Genomic DNA, 18841 nt, shown 5'->3' with positions numbered 1-18841 from the left:
AATCTTTTTCATGTCTTCTCCGACCCCGCAGGCCACCTCGTTCCCCGTCCGCGTCTTCGGCGGCCCGACCGCCCTCTTCGACTACGGCGGCCTGCGCTTTCTCACCGACCCGACCTTCGACGGCCCCGGCGACCACCCGGCACCGGCTGTCGTGCTGACCAAGACGGCGGCGGCCGCCGGCAGCCCCGCCGATCTCGGCCACGTCGACGTGGTCCTGCTCTCGCACGACGAGCACGCCGACAACCTCGACACCTCCGGCCGTGCCCTCCTCGCCGACGTCCCGCTGACGCTCACCACCCCCGGCGGCGGGGAGCGTCTCGGGGAGACCGCCACCGGCCTCGCCGACTGGCAGTCGGTCGAGCTGGAGCGCAGGGACGGCGGGCCCGGCACTGTCACCGTGACCGGCGTGCCCGCCATCCACGGCCCCGGCCCGCGCGAGCAGGTCGAGCCGATCTGCGGCGAGGTCGTCGGATTCGTCCTGACCGGCGAGGGCCTGCCCACCGTCTACGTCAGCGGCGACAACGCCTCGCTCGACGCGGTCAAGGACATCGCCGAGCGCTTCGCCCCGGTGGACACGGCGCTCCTCTTCGCCGGAGCACCCCGCTTCCCCGATGTCTTCGACGGCGAGCTGATCGTCCTGGACAGCGCCCAGGCCGCGCAGGCCGCGACCATCCTCGACGCCGGCCGCGTGGTGCCCGTCCACTACGACAGCTGGGCCCACTTCACCGAGGGCCGCGACGAGCTCGTCGCCGCCTTCGCCGCCGCCGGTCTCACCGACCGCGTCGACTTCGGCGTCCGCGGCTGACCCCGGGCGACGTCGCGCGATACGCCGGGTGCGTGATCCCGGCTCAGCGGGCCGCCGACCGCGCCACCCGGAAGCCCACGTCGTCCACCCGGTAGGTCGGATGGCTGCGGCGGCGGGCCGAGGAGCGGCAGCTCCAGTGTTCGTCGAACCAGCCGCCGCCGCGCAGGACGCGGTACGAGCCGTAGACCTCGGCGTCGTAGACGTCCCAGCACCAGTCCCAGACGTTGCCGAGCATGTCGTACAGGCCCCACGCGTTGGGGCGCTTGCCGCCGACCTCGTGGAGACGCTCCCCCGAATTGCCGCGGTACCAGGCGATCTCGTCGAGCGGGGCGTAGTGCGGTCCCGTGGTGCCCGCGCGGCAGGCGTGCTCCCACTCGGCCTCGGTCGGCAGCCGGTAGCCGTCGGCGGTCGAGTCCCACTCGACGGTCTCGTCCGGGCCCAGGCGGTACGCGGGGGTGTGTCCGTCGCGCAGCGACAGCGCGTTGCAGAAGCGGACCGCGTCCCACCAGGAGACTCCCTCGACCGGCAGCCGGTCCCCTGGGGTGGCGCCGGGCCACTCCCCGGTGACCGCCCCGTACAGCTCCTGCGTGACGGGGAACGCCCCCAGCAGACACGGCGCGACCTCGACCTGCCAGCTTCGCCGTGTCCGGCGGTCCGACAGCGTGACCCGTCCCGGCGGGACGGCGATCATCTCCGGGCCTGTGTTGCCGGTGTTCATCGGCCGGTGCCTCCGGCCAGGCGCTCCGCCGTCAGTGCCACCGTCGCGTACCGCATCGGGAAGCTGCCGCCCATCGCGTCGACGGCCGCGCCGACCGCGTCGAGGACCCGGGCCACGTCGTCCGGCGGGAGCCGGGTGAGGGCGCCCTGTGTCGGCAGCTGGTCCAGCCAGGCGTCCCTTGTGTACGTCGCCTGCCAGTCGAAGTGCCACTGCTCGGGCTCGCCGAACGCGCCCGTCCCGCGGATGCCGTCGGCGGCCTTGGTGAGCAGCGACCAGTAGCCGTCCCCGCCCCGATTCGGTGTCGCGCGGACGTCGATCGGCGCGTCGGGGGCCACGCTCTCGTAGGCCTCGGCGAATGCCTCCGCGACGGCGGGCGGCGGCTCGGGCACGTTCCAGAACGCGACGAGAGAGCCCCCGGGCCGCAGCACCCGCGCGGCCTTGGCCGCTCCCGCGGCCGGGTCCACCCAGTGCCAGGACTGGCCGGCGGCCACCACGTCGAACTCCCGGCCCGCGGGGTCCCAGGCCTCGAACGTCGCGACCTCGGCCGGGACGCCGAGCCGCCGCGCGAAGTCCGCCATCCGCTCGTCGGGCTCCACGCCGAGCACGGTGCAGCCCGCCGCGCGGAACTGCCGGGCGGCGATGCCGGTGCCGCAGCCGACGTCCAGGACGGCGGGCGGGCGACCGGTGTCCGCACGGGACGCCACGCGGTCCACCAGGGCGTCCGGGTAGCGGGGGCGCGTCCGGTCGTAGCGCTCGGCGTCCACGCCGAAGGATTCCGCCATCCGACGGTGGCGGTGGGGTTCGTTCCCGGGGATAGTGGGCATGCGCCCACTCTGGTGGGCACATGCCCACTCGTCAAGGGAGGTACCCGTGCCGACAGGAGTAGCCATCCGTGATGTGCGCGAGCAGCTGTTCGCCGCCGCCGAGCGCGTCCTGCTCCGGGCCGGGCCGAACGCGCTGACCAGCCGCGCGGTCACCACGGAGGCGGGCTGCGCCAAGGGCGTCCTGCACCGGCACTTCGCCGACTTCGACGCCTTCCTCGCCGAGCTGGTGCTCGACCGCGTCCGCGGGGTCGAGGAGCGGGGCGCGGCGCTGCGGGCGGCCGCGGGGACGGGCACCGTCGCAGACAACGTCACCAACGCGCTGACGGACCTGTTCGGGCCCGTCGCCCTGGGCGTCCTCGGCCTGATCACGTCACGGGACGCGCTCCGGGCCCGGCTGCGGCGGACCACGCCGACCGGCGTCCCCCTCCTCACGGAGGCGGGGGCCGCGCTCGCCGGCTACCTCGCGGCGGAGCGCGAACTCGGCCGCCTCGCCCCGGACTCCGACACCGACACGCTCGCGTTCACGCTCGTCGGGAGCGGGCACCTGCTCTTCGCCGGACGCGAGGACGCCTCGCGGGACGCCGTCCGGAAGGTGGTCCGCTCGGTGGTCGCCGGGGTCGTACGGGAGTCGTGATGGTCGTACGGGAGTCGTGATTTCGGGGCGGGTCGGACCCCGCGGTCACGTGGACGGTCCCGCCGCCGGGTGAGCCCCTCGGCCGCCGCCCGACGACGCGCGGACCAGCAGTCGCGCGGGTACGACCACGGGTCCCGGCCCGGCCGCGCCGCCGTCCTCGATCAGGCCGACGAGGAGTGCGACGGCGGCGCGCGCGGTCCGCTCCGGGTCGAGGGTCACCGTGGTCACGGGCGGTGCGGTCGTCGCGTAGGCGGGGTCCTCGCTCGCGCACACCACGCGCAGGTCGCCGGGGACGCGCAGACCGTGCCGGGCCGCGGCGGCGAGCAGTTGACGGCCGCCCGGGTCGTACGCGGCGTAGACGGCGTCGGGGCGGTCACGGGCGCCGGTGTCGCGGGTCCCCAACAGCGTGTCGAACGCGTGCCCGTGGGTGTCGGCCGCGTCGAAGGGCACGATCAGCGGGGCCGCGCCGCGCTCGCCGCACCAGCGCTCGTACGCCGCCGTCACCGCGCGGGCGTAGTGCTCGTCGCCGTTGCCGGACTGGAGGGCGATCCGGCGGGCGCCGGAGGCGGCGAGGTGGTCGAGGACCGCGCGGGTGGTCGCGTCGTGGTCGTTGTCGACCCAGTGGTCGCCCGGGCGCGGGTCGCCGGGCACGCCGTCGAAGACCAGCGGGATGCCGCGGGCGCGCAGCGCGCGGACCATCGGGTCGCCGCGCGGACTGTCCATGATCAGCATGCCGTCGACGGCGAGGCCGTGCCAGGAGTCGTCGGCGGCGCGGTCGGCGGGGAGCGTGGTGAGGGCGTAGCCACGCGCGTGGGCGGCCGAGGTGGCGGCCGTGACGGCACGTGAGAAGTAGGCGATCTCCGTGTAGTTCCAGGCGGTGGCGAAGGTGGTGACGGCGATGCCAAGCGTGCGGGAGCGCGGCGGGCCCGGGGCGCCGTAGCCGAGCCGTGTCGCGGTCTCGCGGACGCGGCGGCGGGTGGCCTCGCCGATCCTGCCGGTGCCGTTGAGGGCGTGCGAGACCGTCGCCGTCGAGACCTCCGCGGCGCGGGCTATGTCGGCGAGAGTCGGCCCTGGCACGCGGCACATCGTACGGAATCCGTCGTCGGCGGCGGGTTCTGGTTAACGGATTACTCGTCGAGGGTTCCCTCCACCTCTACCCGTCACCGCCATCCGTTGGAGTGTGGTCGTGTCCCCGTCGTACGCGTCTTCGTCCTCTGCCCTCTCCCGGCGCGGCCTCCTGGCCGCCGCCGGGGCCGCCGGTGCCGCCGCCACCGTCGGCGCGCCCGGCGCCGCCGCCTCGTCCCGGCGCCGGTCGGCCGCCCTCGTCGTGCACAACGCCCGCGTGTTCACCGGCACTTCGAGCCGCGCCCGGCACGAGGCGGTGGCGGTCGGCCGGGACGGGCGGATCCTCGCCGTCGGCACGGACGCCGCCGTCAAGCGCTTCGTGGGCCGTGACACCGACGTCGTGGACGCGCGGGGCGGCACCGTCATGAGCGGCGTCCACGACGGGCACGCCCATCCGATGGACGCCGCGAGCCGTTCGCTGCGGCCTTCGCTGGGCGGCGCCGAGCAGACCGTCGAGGAGCTGCGGAAGACGCTGACCGGGTTCCTCCAGGACTCGGCGGAACAGGAGCCGGACGGGTGGCTGGTCGTGGAGGACTGGAACCCGGTCGGGCTCCTGCCGCACGGCACCGCCCCGCACCACACCATGCTCGACGCCCTGCCGACCAGGCGCCCCATAGCGCTGCGCGGCGGCGACGGCCACAACCTGTGGGCCAATCAGCGTGCCCTGGACATCGCGAAGATCACCGCCACCACCCCCGACCCGGTCGGCGGCAGGATCGTGAAGGGTGCGGACGGCAAACCGACCGGAGTGCTCAAGGACGACGCCCAGCCGCTCGTCTCCCGGCACATCCCCGAGCCCGACGAGACACGGTTGGCGCAAGCCGCGGCGAAAACTCTCGCCGAGGCCGCCGCGTCCGGGATCACCACCTTCATGGAAGCCGTGGTGGGGCGGCCGGAGCTGAAGCTCTATCAGCGGCTCGCCGAGTCGGGGCGGCTCCTCCAGCGCATCGTGCCCGCCCTGCGCGTCGAGACCGGGCTGACGAAGGATCCGGCCGCCGCGGTGGCGTACGCGAAGGAGCTGCGCGCGGAGTTCGAGGACGTACGCGGCCTGCGCTTCGGCACGGTCAAGGTCTTCCTCGACGGCGTCATCGAGCACCCGGCGCAGACCGCGGCCCTCCTGGAGCCCTACCTCGACAAGGACGGCAGGCCGACCGGCCACCGCGGCGACCTGTACGTGTCCGCCGCCGACTACGGACGGCTGAGCGCCGCCTTCAACGCCGAGGGCTGGCAGATGCACGCCCACGCCATCGGCGACCGCGCCGTGCGCACCTCCCTCGACGGATACGCGTACGCCCTGCGGAAGACGGGCCGCCGTGATCTCCGCAACACCACGGCGCACCTCCAACTGGTCGACCCCGCCGACCTCCCCCGCTTCGCCGCGCTCGGCGTCGTCGCCTGTCTGCAGCTCCAGTGGGCCGCCCGCAACACCTGGACCATGGACGCCCTGCTGCCCTACATCGGCGCGGAACGGCACCGGTGGCAGTACCCGGCGCGCAGCCTCGAAAAGCGGCGCGCGGCGCTCGCGGGTGGCTCGGACTGGCCGGTCGACCCTCTGCAGGTCTGGAACCAGATACGCACCGCGATCGACCGTACGGGCATGGAGGGCGAGGGCGACCTCTACCGCGCGCAGGAAGGCCTCAGTCGTACGTCGTCCCTGCTCATGCACACCTCGGGCACCGCACGTCAACTTCGTATGGAGCACGTCACCGGGACCGTCGAGCGGGGGAAGGCGGCCGATCTCGTCGTGCTCGACCGCGATGTGACGCGGTGTCCGGTGGCCGATATCAGCTCGGTCGACGTGCGCCTCACGCTCGTCGGGGGCACAGTGGTGCACGACGCCGAGTCGTCGGCAGGACGCGCGGCCGCCGCCCGAGTGACGCGGGCGGCGGCGGGGCCCCGGCCCACGGCGTTCACGTCGGTGCACGGCGGGCGGCACGCCTCGTGCGGTTGCGGCTGAACTGCCGCGCGGGGAAGGGTCCGAAAGGCCCCCCGGACGGCGGCTCCTCGAATGGCCTACCCCGGCGCGCGCTTCATCTCATATCTGAGATAGCCTGCGACTCATGGCAGACGACTACCTCGTACGCATCGGCAAGCTCATCCGTGACGCCCGGCAGCACAGGGGCTGGACACAGACGCAGCTCGCCGAGGCGCTCAGCACCAGCCAGAGCGCCGTGAACCGCATCGAGCGGGGCAACCAGAACATCAGCCTTGAGATGATCGCCCGAATCGGCGAGGCTCTCGACAGTGAAATCGTCTCGCTCGGGTACGCGGGCCCCATGCATCTGCGAGTCGTCGGCGGCCGCCGGCTCTCCGGCTCCATCGACGTCAAGACGAGCAAGAACGCGTGCGTGGCGCTGCTCTGCGCGTCCCTCCTCAACAAGGGCCGCACGGTGCTGCGCCGCGTCGCCCGCATCGAGGAGGTGTACCGCCTCCTGGAGGTGCTCAACTCCATCGGCGTGCGCACCCGTTGGATCAACGACGGCGTCGACCTGGAGATCGTGCCGCCCGCCAAGCTGGAGATGGACGCGATCGACGCGGAGGCCGCGCGCCGCACCCGCTCGATCATCATGTTCCTCGGCCCGCTGCTGCATCGCATGGACCACTTCAAGCTGCCCTACGCCGGCGGCTGCGACCTCGGCACCCGCACGATCGAGCCACACATGATCGCGCTGCGCCGGTTCGGCCTGGACATCGCGGCGACCGAGGGGCTGTACCACGCCGAGGTGGCGCGCGACGTCACCCCCGACCGGCCCATCGTCCTCACCGAGCGCGGGGACACCGTCACCGAGAACGCCCTGCTCGCCGCCGCGCGCAGCGCCGGCACGACGGTGATCCGCAACGCCTCGTCGAACTACATGGTCCAGGACCTCTGCTTCTTCCTGGAGGCGCTGGGCGTCGAGGTCGAGGGCATCGGCACGACCACGCTGACCGTGCACGGTGTGCCCACCATCGACGTCGACGTCGACTACTGCCCCTCCGAGGACCCGGTCGAGGCGATGAGCCTCCTCGCGGCCGCCGTGGTCACGGAGTCCGAGCTGACGGTGCGCCGGGTGCCGATCGAGTTCCTGGAGATCGAGCTCGCGGTCCTGGAGGAGATGGGCCTCGACCACGACCGGTCGGCGGAGTACGCGGCGGACAACGGCCGCACCCGCCTCATCGACCTCACCGTGCGCCCCTCCAAGCTGGAGGCGCCCATCGACAAGATCCACCCGATGCCGTTCCCGGGCCTGAACATCGACAACGTCCCCTTCTTCGCGGCCATCGCGGCTGCGGCGCAGGGCAAGACGCTGATCCACGACTGGGTCTACGACAACCGGGCGATCTACCTCACGGACCTCAACCGCCTCGGCGGCCGCCTCCAACTCCTCGACCCGCACCGGGTCCTGGTCGAGGGCCCCACCCGCTGGCGCGCCGCCGAGATGATGTGCCCGCCCGCGCTGCGCCCCGCCGTGGTCGTCCTGCTCGCCATGATGGCGGCGGAAGGCACCTCGGTCCTGCGCAACGTGTACGTGATCAACCGCGGTTACGAGGACCTGGCGGAGCGGCTGAACTCGGTGGGGGCGCAGATCGAGACGTTCCGGGACATCTGAGCCCCGGGAGGCCGTGCGCGGGCATGGGCGTGGCGTCGGACGCCACGCCCATGCCGGTGTTCCGGTACCGCCCCGCCGACTACTGACCGGAAGCGGCGAGTTCCCTGAGGTCGACCGTCTCGCCCTTGTCCGGGGCCTTCGGGCTCACCGGCTTGTCGTAGTCGCCGAACGTCGCGTCATTGGGGGTGTCGCCCCCCTTGGTGGTGACGCGGAGGATGTACGGCTTGCCCTCCGTGGCGACGTACATCGTGTTCGTCTCGCCGCCGGAGCCCTTCTTCGTCAGGGCGATCGCGTCCTTGCCGTCGACGGACGTCGTGTCGCCCTTCTTCATGCCCTTGCGTTCGGACTTGTTCTCGTCCATCGACGCGACCAGGCCCTGCTTGTCGCACAGGCCCGAGGTGGAGGCGTCGTCGGCTGGCATCTTCACCCACTTGTCGACGACCTTCGACAGCACCTTGTCGGAGCCCGACCGGCCCTTCAGAGCGGTCTTCCAGTACTCCTCGTTGCCGCGCATGTACAAGGTGGCGTTCGTGTGCCGCACCTCGGCCTTCGAGCCCTCGGTGCCGATCGTCCCCTCGCAGTTCTTCTCCTGGTCGACCGCGATGTCCACGCTCACCGGCTTGCCGTTCTGCCGCATGTCGCCCTTGATGCGCATGGAGTCGGCGCCCTTGGTGGCCTTCACCGCCTTGGCGGCGATCTGGTCGGCGCTGTCCCCGGCGAACGGCTTGTCGGAGCCGCCTCCGTCGTCGCTGTCGCCGCAGCTCGACAGCAGCGCCGCCGACAGCACGGTCGCTCCGATGACACCCGTAACCCTTCTCGAACGCACGTGGTCATCCCTCCCGCGGAACACTCGACGTTCCGTCATCCGCGGCCCCATTGGCCGCGGTCGTCGTCGAGTACCCGCGGATTCCCCGCACTCACCCGGAATCCGGCATTCCGCCCATCATGGCGAGGGTCGGTGAATAGGGACGGAAACCGGCAGCGGGCCCGGCGCTCAGTCGAGCACCGCCACTCCGTCCAGCTCCACCAGCGCGGATTCGTCCCACAGGCGTACGGCGCCCACCACCGCCATCGCCGGGTAGTCACGGCCCGCCAACCGGCGCCAGATGCCGCCCAGTTCGGGCGCGCAGGCGCGGTAGTCGGCGACGTCCGTGGCGTAGACGGTGACGCGGGCGAGGTCGGCCGGGGTGCCGCCCGCGTGGCGCAGGGCGGTGAGGAGGTTGGTCAGCGCCCGCTCGAACTGCTCGGGCAGGGTGGCGCCGGTGATCTTGCCCTCGCCGTCGAGCGCGGTCTGCCCGGCGAGGAAGACGAGCCGGGAACCGGTGGCGGTGACGGCGTGCGAGAAGCCCTTGGGCGGGGAGAGTTCGGCGGGGTTGACGCGGTCCAGGCTGCTCATGCGGGCGGCTCCTCCGGCTGGGTGTGCGGCTGCGCGTCCGGTTTGGCGTACAGCTCCTTGGCGATGATCGTGCGCTGGACCTCGCTCGCCCCCTCGTAGATGCGGGGCGCCCGCACCTCGCGGTAGAGGTGTTCGAGGAGGTGTCCGCGGCGCAGCGCGCGGGCCCCGTGCAGCTGGACGGCCGCGTCGACCACGTACTGGGCGGTCTCCGTGGCGATGAGTTTCGCCATCGCGGCGCGCCGGGCGATGCCGGGGCCCTGGGGCCCTTCCCTGTCGTACGCCGCCGCTGCCGCGTACACCATCAGGCGGGCCGCCTCCGTGCGCGTGGCCATCTCGGCGACCTGGTGGGCGACGGCCTGCAGGTCCTTCAACGGGCCGCCGAAAGCGGTCCGTTCCGCGGTGTGGGCCAGGGTGGCGTCGAGCGCGGCCTGCGCCATGCCGACCGCGAACGCGCCGACGCTCGGCCGGAACCGGTTGAGCGTGGTCATCGCGACCCGGAAGCCGCGGTCCACCTCGCCGAGCACGTCGTCCTCGGTGACGCGCACGCCGTCGAAGGCGAGGGCGCCGATCGGGTGCGGGGAGAGCATGTCGAGGGGGGTGCCGGTGAGGCCCGCGCGGTCGGCGGGGACCAGGAACGCGGTGACGCCACGGGCTCCCGCGCCCGGGGACGTACGGGCGAAGACGGTGTAGAAGTCGGCCTCGGGGGCGTTCGAGATCCAGCACTTCTCGCCGGTGAGGCGCCAGCCGCCGGAGCCGTCGGCCGTCGCGGCGAGGTGCAGGGCCGCCGCGTCCGAGCCGGCGTCCGGCTCGGAGAGCGCGAAGGCGGCGACGGCGTGGCCGCGGCGGACCTGCGGCAGCCACTGTTCCCGCTGGGCGGGGTTGCCGTGGGTGTGGACGGGGTGGGCGCCGAGGCCTTGCAGGGCGAAGGCCGTCTCCGCCTCCGTGCAGGCGTAGGCGAGGGACTCGCGGGTCAGGCAGAGGTCGAGAGTGCCGGACGCTCCGCTGTGGGGGCCGGTTCCGATCTGCGGCTCGGACGGGGCTGGTCGCGCCCCTCCGGCGGAGCCGCTCATGTCACCGCCCCGCGCCCCTGGGGGGCCTCCGTCCCCCTCGAACAGCACATCCAGCAGGCCGAGTTCGCCCAGCGCCGCCACCAGCGGGCGGTTCACCTGGCCCGGCTCGCCCTTCTCCGCCAACGGGCGCAACCGCTCCGCCGCGAGCGTGCGCAGCTCCGCGCAACGGGCGGTTTGTTCAGGATTGAGCGAGAATGCCGTCATCCCGGTCCCCTCTTTATCGCGCACCGTTGACTGTCGTCACCATCACGATACGCTCATGGAGCGAGCCCACCACAGCGCCCGTCCGGCAGGCAAGGGGGCAGAGCCGCCATGGAACCCACCGGCAATCCGGCCGAACCGGGTCAGACACCGTCCGGCCACGTCGACACGTTCACCCGGGACCACCTCCCGCCGCGCGAGCAGTGGCCCGCGCTGGTCCACGACCGCCCCGAGCTGCACTACCCCGCCCGCCTCAACTGCGGCGCGGAGCTCCTGGACCGGTCCGCCGAGCGGTTCGGCGCCGAGCGCCCCGCCTTCCACACCGCGTCCGGCGAGACCTGGACGTACGGCCTGCTGCGGCAGCACGTCGACCGGATCGCGCACGTGCTGACCGACGAGCTCGGCGTGCGGCCCGGCGAGCGCGTCCTGCTGCGCGGGCCCACCACCCCGTGGCTCGCGGCCTGCTGGCTCGCCGTGATGAAGGCGGGCGCGGTCGCCGTGACCGTCCTCGCCCAGCAGCGCTCGCAGGAGCTCGCCACCATGTGCGGGATCGCCGAGGTGCGGCACGCGCTCTGCGACGTCCGGTCGGTGGACGACCTGATCAAGGCCGGGGTGCCGGGGCTGAGCGTCACCACGTACGGCGGAGAGGGTCCCGACGATCTGCTCGTGCGTGCCGCCCGGCAACCGGCGGTCTACGCGGCGGTCGACACCGCGGCCGACGACGTCGCGCTCATCGCGTTCACCTCCGGCACGACGGGCCGGCCCAAGGGGTGCATGCACTTCCACCGCGACGTGCTCGCCATCGCCGACACCTTCGCGCGGCACGTCCTCAAGCCGGTGCCCGACGACGTCTTCGCGGGCAGCCCGCCGCTCGGCTTCACCTTCGGACTCGGCGGTCTCGTCGTCTTCCCGCTGCGCTTCGGCGCGTCGTCGGTCCTGCTCGAACAGGCCGGACCCAAGCAGTTGTTGCCCGCCATCGGACGGCACGGGATCTCGGTGCTCTTCACCGCGCCGACCGCGTACCGCACGATGCTGGACCAGCTGGACGGGCAGGACATCTCCTCGCTGCGCCGCTGCGTCTCGGCCGGGGAGAACCTGCCCGCGGCCACCTGGCAGGCCTGGCACCGGCGCACCGGACACCGCATCATCAACGGCATCGGCGCGACGGAGCTGCTGCACATCTTCATCTCCGCCGCCGACGACGACATCAGGCCCGGCACGACGGGACGCCCCGTGCCCGGATGGCACGCGCGCGTGGTCGACGACTCCGGCGCCCCGGTGCCGGACGGCGAGCCCGGACTGCTCGCCGTGCGCGGCCCGGTGGGCTGCCGCTACCTCGCCGACGACCGCCAGCTCCAGTACGTGCGGCACGGCTGGAACATCACCGGCGACACCTACGTCCGCGACGCCGACGGCTACTTCCGCTACGTCGCCCGCGCCGACGACATGATCATCTCCGCCGGCTACAACGTCGCGGGCCCCGAGGTCGAGGAGGCCCTGCTCCGCCACCCCGACGTCGTCGAGACCGCGGTCGTGGGGCGCCCCGACGAGCTGCGCGGGCAGGTGGTCGTGGCCCATGTGGTCCTGCGCGAAGGGGCGACGCCCGACGCCGACCGGCTGCGCGAGTTCGTCAAGGGCGAGCTGGTGCCGTACAAGTGCCCGCGCGAGATCGTCTTCCTGGACGCCCTGCCGAGGACGGCGACGGGGAAGCTGCAGCGGTTCAGGCTGCGCGCCGCGTCCCCGGCGGAACCGGGCCCGTAGAGTGATCACGTGTCCGAGCAGCACACCCCACGGTCCCTGATCGTCACCTTCTACGGCGCCTACGGCCGGGCCGCGCCAGGACCCGTCCCGGTGGCCGAGCTGGTGCGCCTCCTCTCGCCGGTCGGCGTGGACGCGCCGTCGGTGCGGTCGTCGGTGTCCCGGCTCAAACGGCGCGGCCTGCTCGTGCCCGCGCGCACGGCGACGGGCGCCGCGGGCTACGCGCTCTCGCCCGACGCGCGCCAGCTCCTGGACGACGGCGACCGCCGCATCTACGGCACCGAGGTCGCGCGGCGGGGCGGCGGCTGGGTCCTCGCCGTCTTCTCCGTGCCCGAGGCCGAGCGCCAGAAGCGGCACGTGCTGCGCTCCCGCCTCGCGGGCCTCGGCTTCGGCACGGCGGCACCGGGCGTCTGGATCGCCCCGGCGCACCTCTACGAAGAGACCAGGCACACCCTGGAGCGCCTCCACCTCTCGCCGTACGTCGACCTGTTCCGCGGCGAGCACCTGGGCTTCGCCCCGACGGCGGAAGCGGTCGCGCGCTGGTGGGACCTGTCGTCCCTGGCCAAACAGCACGAGGCGTTCCTCGACCGCCACGAACCGGTGCTGCGCTCCTGGGAGACCCGCAAGGGCGCTCCCCCGCCGCCCGAGGAGGCGTACCGCGACTACCTCCTCGCCCTCGACTCCTGGCGCCAACTCCCCTACGCCGACCCCGGCCTGCCCGCCGACCTGCTCCCCGCCGACTGGCCGGGGGACCGCTCCGCCGCGGTGTTCGCGGCGCTGGACGGCCGGCTGCGGGAGGCCGGGGCGCTGTTCGTGCGCCCCGCATAGGCTGACCCCGGATTCGGTGATCATGTGTCGGGCAGGAGGCGGCGGGTGGGCGAGGACGTGTTGCGCTGGAGCGAGTACCGCGCCGTGCCGTGGAAGAACGGCGGCGGTACGACCAGGGAGGTCGCGGACGGCACCGACTGGCGGGTGAGCGTCGCGGACGTGGCCGGGGACGGCCCCTTCTCGGTGTTCCCCGGGACCGACCGCGTGATCACCCCGGTCGAGGGCGACGGCATGCTGCTGACCGTGGCCGGGGCCGCACCGCGCCCCGTCGAGCCACTGCGGCCCTTCGCCTTCGCCGGTGACGCGGCGACGGACTGCCGACTGGTGGGCGGCGCGGTGCGCAACCTGAACGTCATGACCCGCAGAGGCCACGCGACGGCCCGCGTGCGGATCGTCACCGTCACCGCCGGACGAGACACGGAGACGTCGAGCGAGGCGGGCGAGACCCTGCTCGTCATGGCTGTCACGGAGGGGATCGCTGTCGGCGGACAGGACGGGCCGGAGACTCCGCTCGGCCGCCTCGACTGCGTACGCCGGGACGGGCCGGGCACGCTGGTGCTGCGCGGTGACGGCACGGTGGCCGAGGTCAGGATCACCGCGCCGCACTGATGCGGACGCTCAGCCGCCCAGGGTCAGCCTCGGCTTGGGGGCGTCCGTGCGTCCCGTCTGGGGCCGCCGGCTGCCCGCGCGGTACTGCACGGGCCAGCTCACGCCCGGCCCGGCGTAGTTCTGTTCGGCGGCGGCGTGCAGGGTCCAGTGCGGGTCGTAGAGGTGCGGGCGGGCGAGGGCGCAGAGGTCCGCGCGGCCGGCGAGGAGCAGGGAGTTGACGTCGTCCCAGGAGGAGACGGCGCCGACCGTGATCACGGGGATGCCGGTGCGGTTGCGGATGCGGTCGGCGTACGGCGTCTGGTAGGAGCGGCCGAACGCGGGGCGCTCGTCGGAGACCACCTGGCCCGTCGACACGTCGATCGCGTCGGCCCCGTGTGCCGCGAACGCGCGGGCGATCTCGACGGCGTCGGCCGCGGTGGTGCCGCCGTCGGCCCAGTCGGTGGCGGAGATGCGGACCGTCATGGGCCTGCCGTCCGGCCACACCTCCCGTACCGCGTCGAAGACTTCGAGGGGGAAGCGGAGGCGGGCCCGGAGGGAGCCGCCGTACGCGTCCGTGCGGTGGTTCGTGAGCGGGGAGAGGAAGCCGGAGAGCAGATAGCCGTGGGCGCAGTGCAGTTCGAGGAGGTCGAACCCGGCGAGGTCGGCGCGCCGGGCCGCCGCGACGAACTGTTCGCGGATCTCGGTGAGTCCGGCGCGGGAGAGTTCACGGGGGGTCTGGCTGTACGGCTTGTACGGGAGCGGTGAGGCGGCGTCGAGCGGCCAGTTGCCGTCGGGCAGCGGTTCGTCGATGCCCTCCCACATCAGGCGCGTGGAGCCCTTGCGGCCCGAGTGGCCGAGCTGGACGCCGATCGCCGTGCCGGGCGCCTGCGCGTGGACGAAGTCGGTGACGCGGCGCCAGGCTTCGGCCTGTTCGGCGGTGTAGAGGCCGGCGCAGCCCGGCGTGATGCGGCCGCGCTCGCTGACGCACACCATCTCGGTCATCACCAGGCCCGCGCCGCCGAGTGCCCGCGCGCCCAGGTGCACCAGGTGGAAGTCGCCGGGGACGCCGTCCACGGCGGAGTACATGTCCATCGGGGAGACGACGACGCGGTTGCGGAGGGTCAGGTCGCGCAGCCGGAAGGGCGTGAACATCGGCGGGGTGCCTTCGGGGCAGCCGAAGTCGCGCTCGACGGCGCGGGTGAACTCCGCGTCGCGCAGCCGGAGGTTGTCGTGGGTGACGCGGCGGCTGCGGGTGAGGAGGTTGAACGCGAACTGGCGGGGCGGCTGGTCCAGGTGGTCCGGCAGCCGCTCGAACCACTCCAGGCTGGCGCGGGCGGCGCGCTGGGTGGAGGCGACGACGGGGCGGCGCTCCGTCTCGTACGCCGTGAGGGCGCTCGGGATGTCGGGCTGTTCCCGGAGGCAGGCGGCGAGCGCGAGGGCGTCCTCGACGGCGAGCTTGGTGCCGGAGCCGATGGAGAAGTGCGCGGTGTGGGCGGCGTCGCCGATCAGGACCGTGTTGCCGTGGGACCAGCGGTCGTTGACGACCGTGCGGAAGTTGATCCAGGCGGACTTGTTGCCGCGCAGCGGGCGGCCGCCGAGCGCGTCGGCGAAGATCTTGGCGCAGCGTTCGGTGGACTCGCGCTCGTCGAGCTCCGCGAAGCCGGCGGCCTCCCAGACCTCCTCGCGCATCTCGACGATGACGGTGGAGGCGTCGGGGTCGTGGGAGTACGGATAGCCGTGCAGCTGCATCACGCCGTGCTCGGTCTCGGCGATCTCGAACCGGAACGCGTCGAAGGCGAAGTCCGCGGCCAGCCAGATGTAGCGGCAGCGGTGCGTCGTGAGGCTCGGCCGGAAGACGTCGGCGTGCGCCTCGCGGGTGAGGCTGTGCACGCCGTCCGCGGCGACGACCAGGTCGTACGCCGTGGACAGCTCGGCGGCGGGGGGTGCCTCGGTGCGGAAGCGGAGCTCGACGCCGAGGCCGCGGCAGCGCTCGTGCAGGATCTCCAGGAGCCTGCGGCGGCCGAGCGCCGCGAAGCCGTGGCCGCCGGAGGTGTGCCGCCGGTCTCGGTGCACGATGTCGATGTCGTCCCACCGCACGAACTCGGCCTGGAGCGCGGCGTACACGGCGGGGTCGGCGTGCTCGATGCCGCCGAGGGTCTCGTCGGAGAGGACGACGCCGAAGCCGAAGGTGTCGTCGGGGGCGTTGCGCTCCCAGACGGTCACCTCGCGGGCGGGGTCGAGGCGCTTGAGCAGCGCGGCGGCGTAGAGACCGCCGGGGCCGCCGCCGATGACCGCGATCCGGTGGGCGGTGGCCATGGTCACCGCCCCTGCCACTTCGGCGGGCGCTTCTCCGTGAAGGCCGCGTGGAACTCGGCGTAGTCCTCGCCGTTCATGAGGAGGGCCTGGGTGGCCGCGTCCAGTTCGACGGAGGCGGCGAGGGGCATGTCCAGCTCGGCGGTGAGCAGTGCCTTCGTCTGCGCGTACGCGAGGGCGGGGCCGTCGGCGAGGCGGCGCGCCAGGGTCTGCGCGGCCTCGGCGGCCCTGCCCTCCTCCGTCAGCTCGCTGATGAGGCCGATCCGTTCGGCCTCGGGGGCGCGGACTGGTTCGCCCAGCATGAGGAGCCGGGTGGCGTGGCCGAGGCCGACGACGCGCGGCAAGAGATAGGCGGCGCCCATGTCGCCGCCGGAGAGGCCGACGCGGGTGAAGAGGAAGGAGAAGCGGGCGGAGGGGTCCGCGACGCGGAAGTCCGCGGCGAGGGCGAGGACCGCGCCGGCGCCCGCCGCCACCCCGTGCACGGCGGCGACCACCGGGAAGGGGCACTCGCGGATCGCCCGGACGACCTGGCCGGTCATGCGGTTGAAGTCGAGGAGCTGGGCGGTGTCCATGGCGAGCGTGGCACCGATGATCTCGTCGACGTCGCCGCCCGAGCAGAAGCCGCGGCCCTCGCCGCCGAGCACGAGCGCGCGCACAGACCGGTCGCGGGAGAGCTCGGCGAGCAGGTCGCGCAGGTCGGCGTAGGCACCGAAGGTGAGGGCGTTGAGCTTGTCGGGGCGGGCGAGGGTGACCGTGGCGACCCCTTCGTCGACGGCGAGTCGCAGGTGCCGCCAGTCGGGGGTGCGGGTCGCGGAGCCGGTGAAGGGACTCATCAGGTGCGGCCTCCTCGGCCTCGGGGCTGGAGTGGCGCCACTCTCGAAGTTATCACTCTTCTGTGACTGTCGTCAGGAGTGCGCGATACAACACCGGGACGACGGCGAAACGGCACAGGGTCGTACGGCCCGGGAACGCCCGACCGTCGACCCTGCCGCCACAGCGCTTAGGATTCGTACGGTTGAAAGCAGGACCGCTTGCCTGCCCTGAACGGACCCGCCTTGCACGAGCCCCCCTTCCCCGCCTCCTGGCGCATCGCGCTGCCGCACACCGCGGCGGCCGTGCCGGTCGCGCGCGCCCTGGTCCGTACGGCGCTCAACGACATCGAGATGTCCGCCGACACCGACACCGCCGAGCTCCTCACCGCCGAGCTGGTCGCGAACGCCGTCGAGCACACCGCGGGACAGGACCCCATAGAGCTGGTGATCGAGCTGCTGCCGACCGGCTGCCAGGTCGAGGTGCACGACTCCAACCCGCTGCCGCCCGGCGACCTCACCGCCCCGGAGCCGCCCGGCGAGCCGGACCCCTGGCAGGAGCACGGGCGCGGCCTGCTCCTGATCCGCACCCTCAGCTCGTCCTGCGGCCACCGCCCCACCGCGTCCGGCAAGGCGGTCTGGTTCACGCTTCCCGCGACTCCCCCGCGCCCCCGGCACTGACCGGGACCTCGCCCCGGCCGAGCCGCGAGTGGCCGCGGCCGTAGAGCGCGTAGACCACGGCGCCGACCACGAGGAACACGGCGAACTGCAGCCACGTCGTCCAGCCCGTGCCCCAGATCAGATAGAGGCAGAAGCCCACGCCGAGGACCGGGCTGACGGGGTACAGCGGCACGCGGAAGGTGCGGCGCAGCTCCGGGGCCGAGCGGCGCAGCGCGAGCACGGCCACGTTCACCACGGCCATGATCGCCAGGGTGCCGATCGTGGTCAGGTTGACCACGACGTCGAGCGACGAGAAGGCGGCGGGCACGGCGACGACCGCCGCGACGATCCAGGTGCCCGCGACCGGTGTCGCGGTCCGCGGCGAGACGCGTTCGAAGACGCGCGGCACGAGGCCGTCGCGGGACATCGACATCAGGATGCGGGTCTGGCCGTACATCACGGCGAGCACCACGGAGGCGATGGCGACGACCGCGCCGAAGGCGATGATGCCGCCGCCGACGGTCGAGTCGGTGACCTGGTTGACGACGAGGGAGAGGGCGGCGGGCTTGTCCGCGACGGCGTCGGAGCCGAGCGCGCCGATGGCCGCGAGCGCCACGGCGACGTAGAGCAGCGTGACGACGCCGATGCAGATCATGATGGCGAGGGGGATGTTGCGCCGCGGGTTCTTCACCTCCTCGCCGGCCGTGGTGACCGCGTCGAAGCCGATGAAGGAGAAGAAGGCGAGCGAGGCGCCCGCGGTGATGCCGGAGACGCCCGCGCCCGCGAAGGGCGTGAGGTTGCCGTCCTCGAACGCGGTGAACGCGATGGCGAGGAAGAGCAGCAGAATGCCGATCTTGAGCACCGCCATGGCCGCCGTGGCGCCGGCGCTCTCGCGGATGCCGCGCACCAGGAGGACGGCGGCGAGCAGGATGACGACGACGGCGGGCAGGTTCAGGACGCCGCCCTCGCCGGGTCCGGCGCAGAGCGCGGCGGGCAGTTCCCAGCCGGTGAGGCTGTGCAGCAGCTCGTTCAGGTACTGGCTCCAGCCGACCGCGACCGCGGAGACCGAGACGCCGTACTCCAGGAGCAGGCACCAGCCGACGAGGAACGCGGTGCGCTCGCCCAGTGAGGCGTACGCGAACGAGTACGAGCTGCCGGAGACCGGGATCGCGCCGCCCAGCTCCGCGAACGAGAACGCGGTGAAGATGCAGGTCACGGCCGCGAGGACATAGGAGACCGCGACGGCGGGGCCGGCCTCGGCGACCGAGTCGGAGAGGCCGACGAAGATGCCGGTGCCGACGATGGCGCCGACGCCGAAGCACACGAGCTGGAAGAGCCCCATGGTGCGCCTGAGGCCGTGGCCCTCCAGGTCCGCCCCCGATTCCGCGACGAGCTGGTCGGGGGACTTGATGCGAAGCCCATTGGTGCGTGTGGGGCTCATGGGGTGATTCTCGTTTCCGGTGGTGCTGGGGTGGTGCTGGTGCGGCGGGGGCGGCGGCCGTCAGGGGCACCGCCCGGGGCT

General features: G+C 73.2%; 17 protein-coding genes. 8 read left to right on the top strand and 9 right to left on the bottom strand.

The window, feature by feature from the left end; all coding sequences use genetic code 11:
- Positions 1-10: 10 nt before the first annotated feature.
- Positions 11-805 (top strand): MBL fold metallo-hydrolase, encoded by a 795-nt coding sequence (locus ACH4D5_RS23065; protein WP_398305574.1) that lies wholly within the window; start codon positions 11-13, stop codon positions 803-805.
- Between the two features lie 43 nt (positions 806-848).
- Here ACH4D5_RS23065 and ACH4D5_RS23060 read toward each other — a convergent pair whose 3' ends face one another.
- A complete protein-coding gene (locus ACH4D5_RS23060) occupies positions 849-1496 on the bottom strand; it encodes a formylglycine-generating enzyme family protein (protein ID WP_398306053.1) in 648 nt (215 codons plus the stop codon).
- Positions 1497-1519: 23 nt separating this feature from the next.
- Positions 1520-2347: a class I SAM-dependent methyltransferase gene (locus tag ACH4D5_RS23055; RefSeq protein ID WP_398305571.1), complete on the bottom strand. Its 828-nt coding sequence runs from the start codon at positions 2345-2347 to the stop codon at positions 1520-1522.
- Between the two features lie 46 nt (positions 2348-2393).
- On the opposite strand from ACH4D5_RS23055, the gene ACH4D5_RS23050 reads away from it, so the two are divergent.
- Entirely contained in the window at positions 2394-2981 is a 588-nt protein-coding gene (locus ACH4D5_RS23050; RefSeq protein WP_398305568.1) for a TetR/AcrR family transcriptional regulator, read from the top strand.
- A gap of 45 nt (positions 2982-3026) precedes the next feature.
- Here the strand turns inward: ACH4D5_RS23050 and ACH4D5_RS23045 are convergent, their stop codons facing one another.
- Positions 3027-4067 (bottom strand): LacI family DNA-binding transcriptional regulator, encoded by a 1041-nt coding sequence (locus ACH4D5_RS23045; RefSeq protein ID WP_398305565.1) that lies wholly within the window; start codon positions 4065-4067, stop codon positions 3027-3029.
- A 100-nt stretch (positions 4068-4167) separates the two neighbouring features.
- Here ACH4D5_RS23045 and ACH4D5_RS23040 point away from each other — a divergent pair, with 100 nt between their 5' ends.
- Together ACH4D5_RS23040 and ACH4D5_RS23035 are read left to right on the top strand one after the other, a co-directional pair.
- Entirely contained in the window at positions 4168-6063 is a 1896-nt protein-coding gene (locus ACH4D5_RS23040) for an amidohydrolase (protein ID WP_398305562.1), read from the top strand.
- Positions 6064-6166: 103 nt separating this feature from the next.
- Complete coding sequence (locus tag ACH4D5_RS23035; RefSeq protein ID WP_398305560.1) at positions 6167-7696, top strand: helix-turn-helix domain-containing protein; 1530 nt, start codon at positions 6167-6169, stop codon at positions 7694-7696.
- 79 nt (positions 7697-7775) lie between these two features.
- On the opposite strand, the gene ACH4D5_RS23030 is transcribed toward ACH4D5_RS23035, so the two are convergent.
- The 3 genes from ACH4D5_RS23030 to ACH4D5_RS23020 form a co-directional block, all read right to left on the bottom strand.
- The gene (locus ACH4D5_RS23030; protein WP_398305557.1) at positions 7776-8522 is read right to left on the bottom strand and encodes a hypothetical protein; all 747 of its coding nucleotides are present in this window, start codon (positions 8520-8522) and stop codon (positions 7776-7778) included.
- A gap of 168 nt (positions 8523-8690) precedes the next feature.
- Entirely contained in the window at positions 8691-9092 is a 402-nt protein-coding gene (locus ACH4D5_RS23025; protein ID WP_398305554.1) for a RidA family protein, read from the bottom strand.
- The gene (locus ACH4D5_RS23020; RefSeq protein ID WP_398305551.1) at positions 9089-10366 is read right to left on the bottom strand and encodes an acyl-CoA dehydrogenase family protein; all 1278 of its coding nucleotides are present in this window, start codon (positions 10364-10366) and stop codon (positions 9089-9091) included. The genes ACH4D5_RS23025 and ACH4D5_RS23020 overlap by 4 nt, the downstream gene beginning before the upstream one ends.
- Positions 10367-10474: 108 nt before the next feature.
- On the opposite strand from ACH4D5_RS23020, the gene ACH4D5_RS23015 reads away from it, so the two are divergent.
- The 3 genes from ACH4D5_RS23015 to ACH4D5_RS23005 are packed head-to-tail and all read left to right on the top strand — an operon-like array spanning position 10475 to position 13558.
- Positions 10475-12124, top strand: coding sequence for an AMP-binding protein (locus ACH4D5_RS23015; protein ID WP_398305548.1), 1650 nt, complete (start codon positions 10475-10477; stop codon positions 12122-12124).
- Between the two features lie 9 nt (positions 12125-12133).
- Positions 12134-12949: a PaaX family transcriptional regulator C-terminal domain-containing protein gene (locus tag ACH4D5_RS23010; protein WP_398305545.1), complete on the top strand. Its 816-nt coding sequence runs from the start codon at positions 12134-12136 to the stop codon at positions 12947-12949.
- Between the two features lie 45 nt (positions 12950-12994).
- Positions 12995-13558 carry a HutD family protein gene (locus tag ACH4D5_RS23005; RefSeq protein ID WP_398305542.1) on the top strand — a complete coding sequence of 188 codons (564 nt, stop codon included), beginning with the start codon at positions 12995-12997 and terminating at the stop codon, positions 13556-13558.
- A gap of 9 nt (positions 13559-13567) precedes the next feature.
- Here ACH4D5_RS23005 and ACH4D5_RS23000 read toward each other — a convergent pair whose 3' ends face one another.
- A complete protein-coding gene (locus tag ACH4D5_RS23000) occupies positions 13568-15853 on the bottom strand; it encodes a bifunctional salicylyl-CoA 5-hydroxylase/oxidoreductase (RefSeq protein ID WP_398305539.1) in 2286 nt (761 codons plus the stop codon).
- A 2-nt stretch (positions 15854-15855) separates the two neighbouring features.
- On the bottom strand, positions 15856-16683 hold the full coding sequence (locus ACH4D5_RS22995; RefSeq protein WP_398305536.1) for an enoyl-CoA hydratase family protein: 828 nt from the start codon (positions 16681-16683) through the stop codon (positions 15856-15858).
- Positions 16684-16890: 207 nt separating this feature from the next.
- Between ACH4D5_RS22995 and ACH4D5_RS22990 the strand changes: the two genes are divergently transcribed.
- Positions 16891-17340: an ATP-binding protein gene (locus ACH4D5_RS22990; RefSeq protein ID WP_398306050.1), complete on the top strand. Its 450-nt coding sequence runs from the start codon at positions 16891-16893 to the stop codon at positions 17338-17340.
- On the opposite strand, the gene ACH4D5_RS22985 is transcribed toward ACH4D5_RS22990, so the two are convergent.
- On the bottom strand, positions 17303-18760 hold the full coding sequence (locus tag ACH4D5_RS22985) for an amino acid permease (protein WP_398305533.1): 1458 nt from the start codon (positions 18758-18760) through the stop codon (positions 17303-17305). The genes ACH4D5_RS22990 and ACH4D5_RS22985 overlap by 38 nt on opposite strands.
- Positions 18761-18841: the final 81 nt, after the last annotated feature.

This window comes from Streptomyces sp. NPDC018029 (assembly GCF_044327655.1).
Lineage (GTDB): Bacteria > Actinomycetota > Actinomycetes > Streptomycetales > Streptomycetaceae > Streptomyces.
This window is presented reverse-complemented; position numbering and strand designations above follow the sequence as displayed.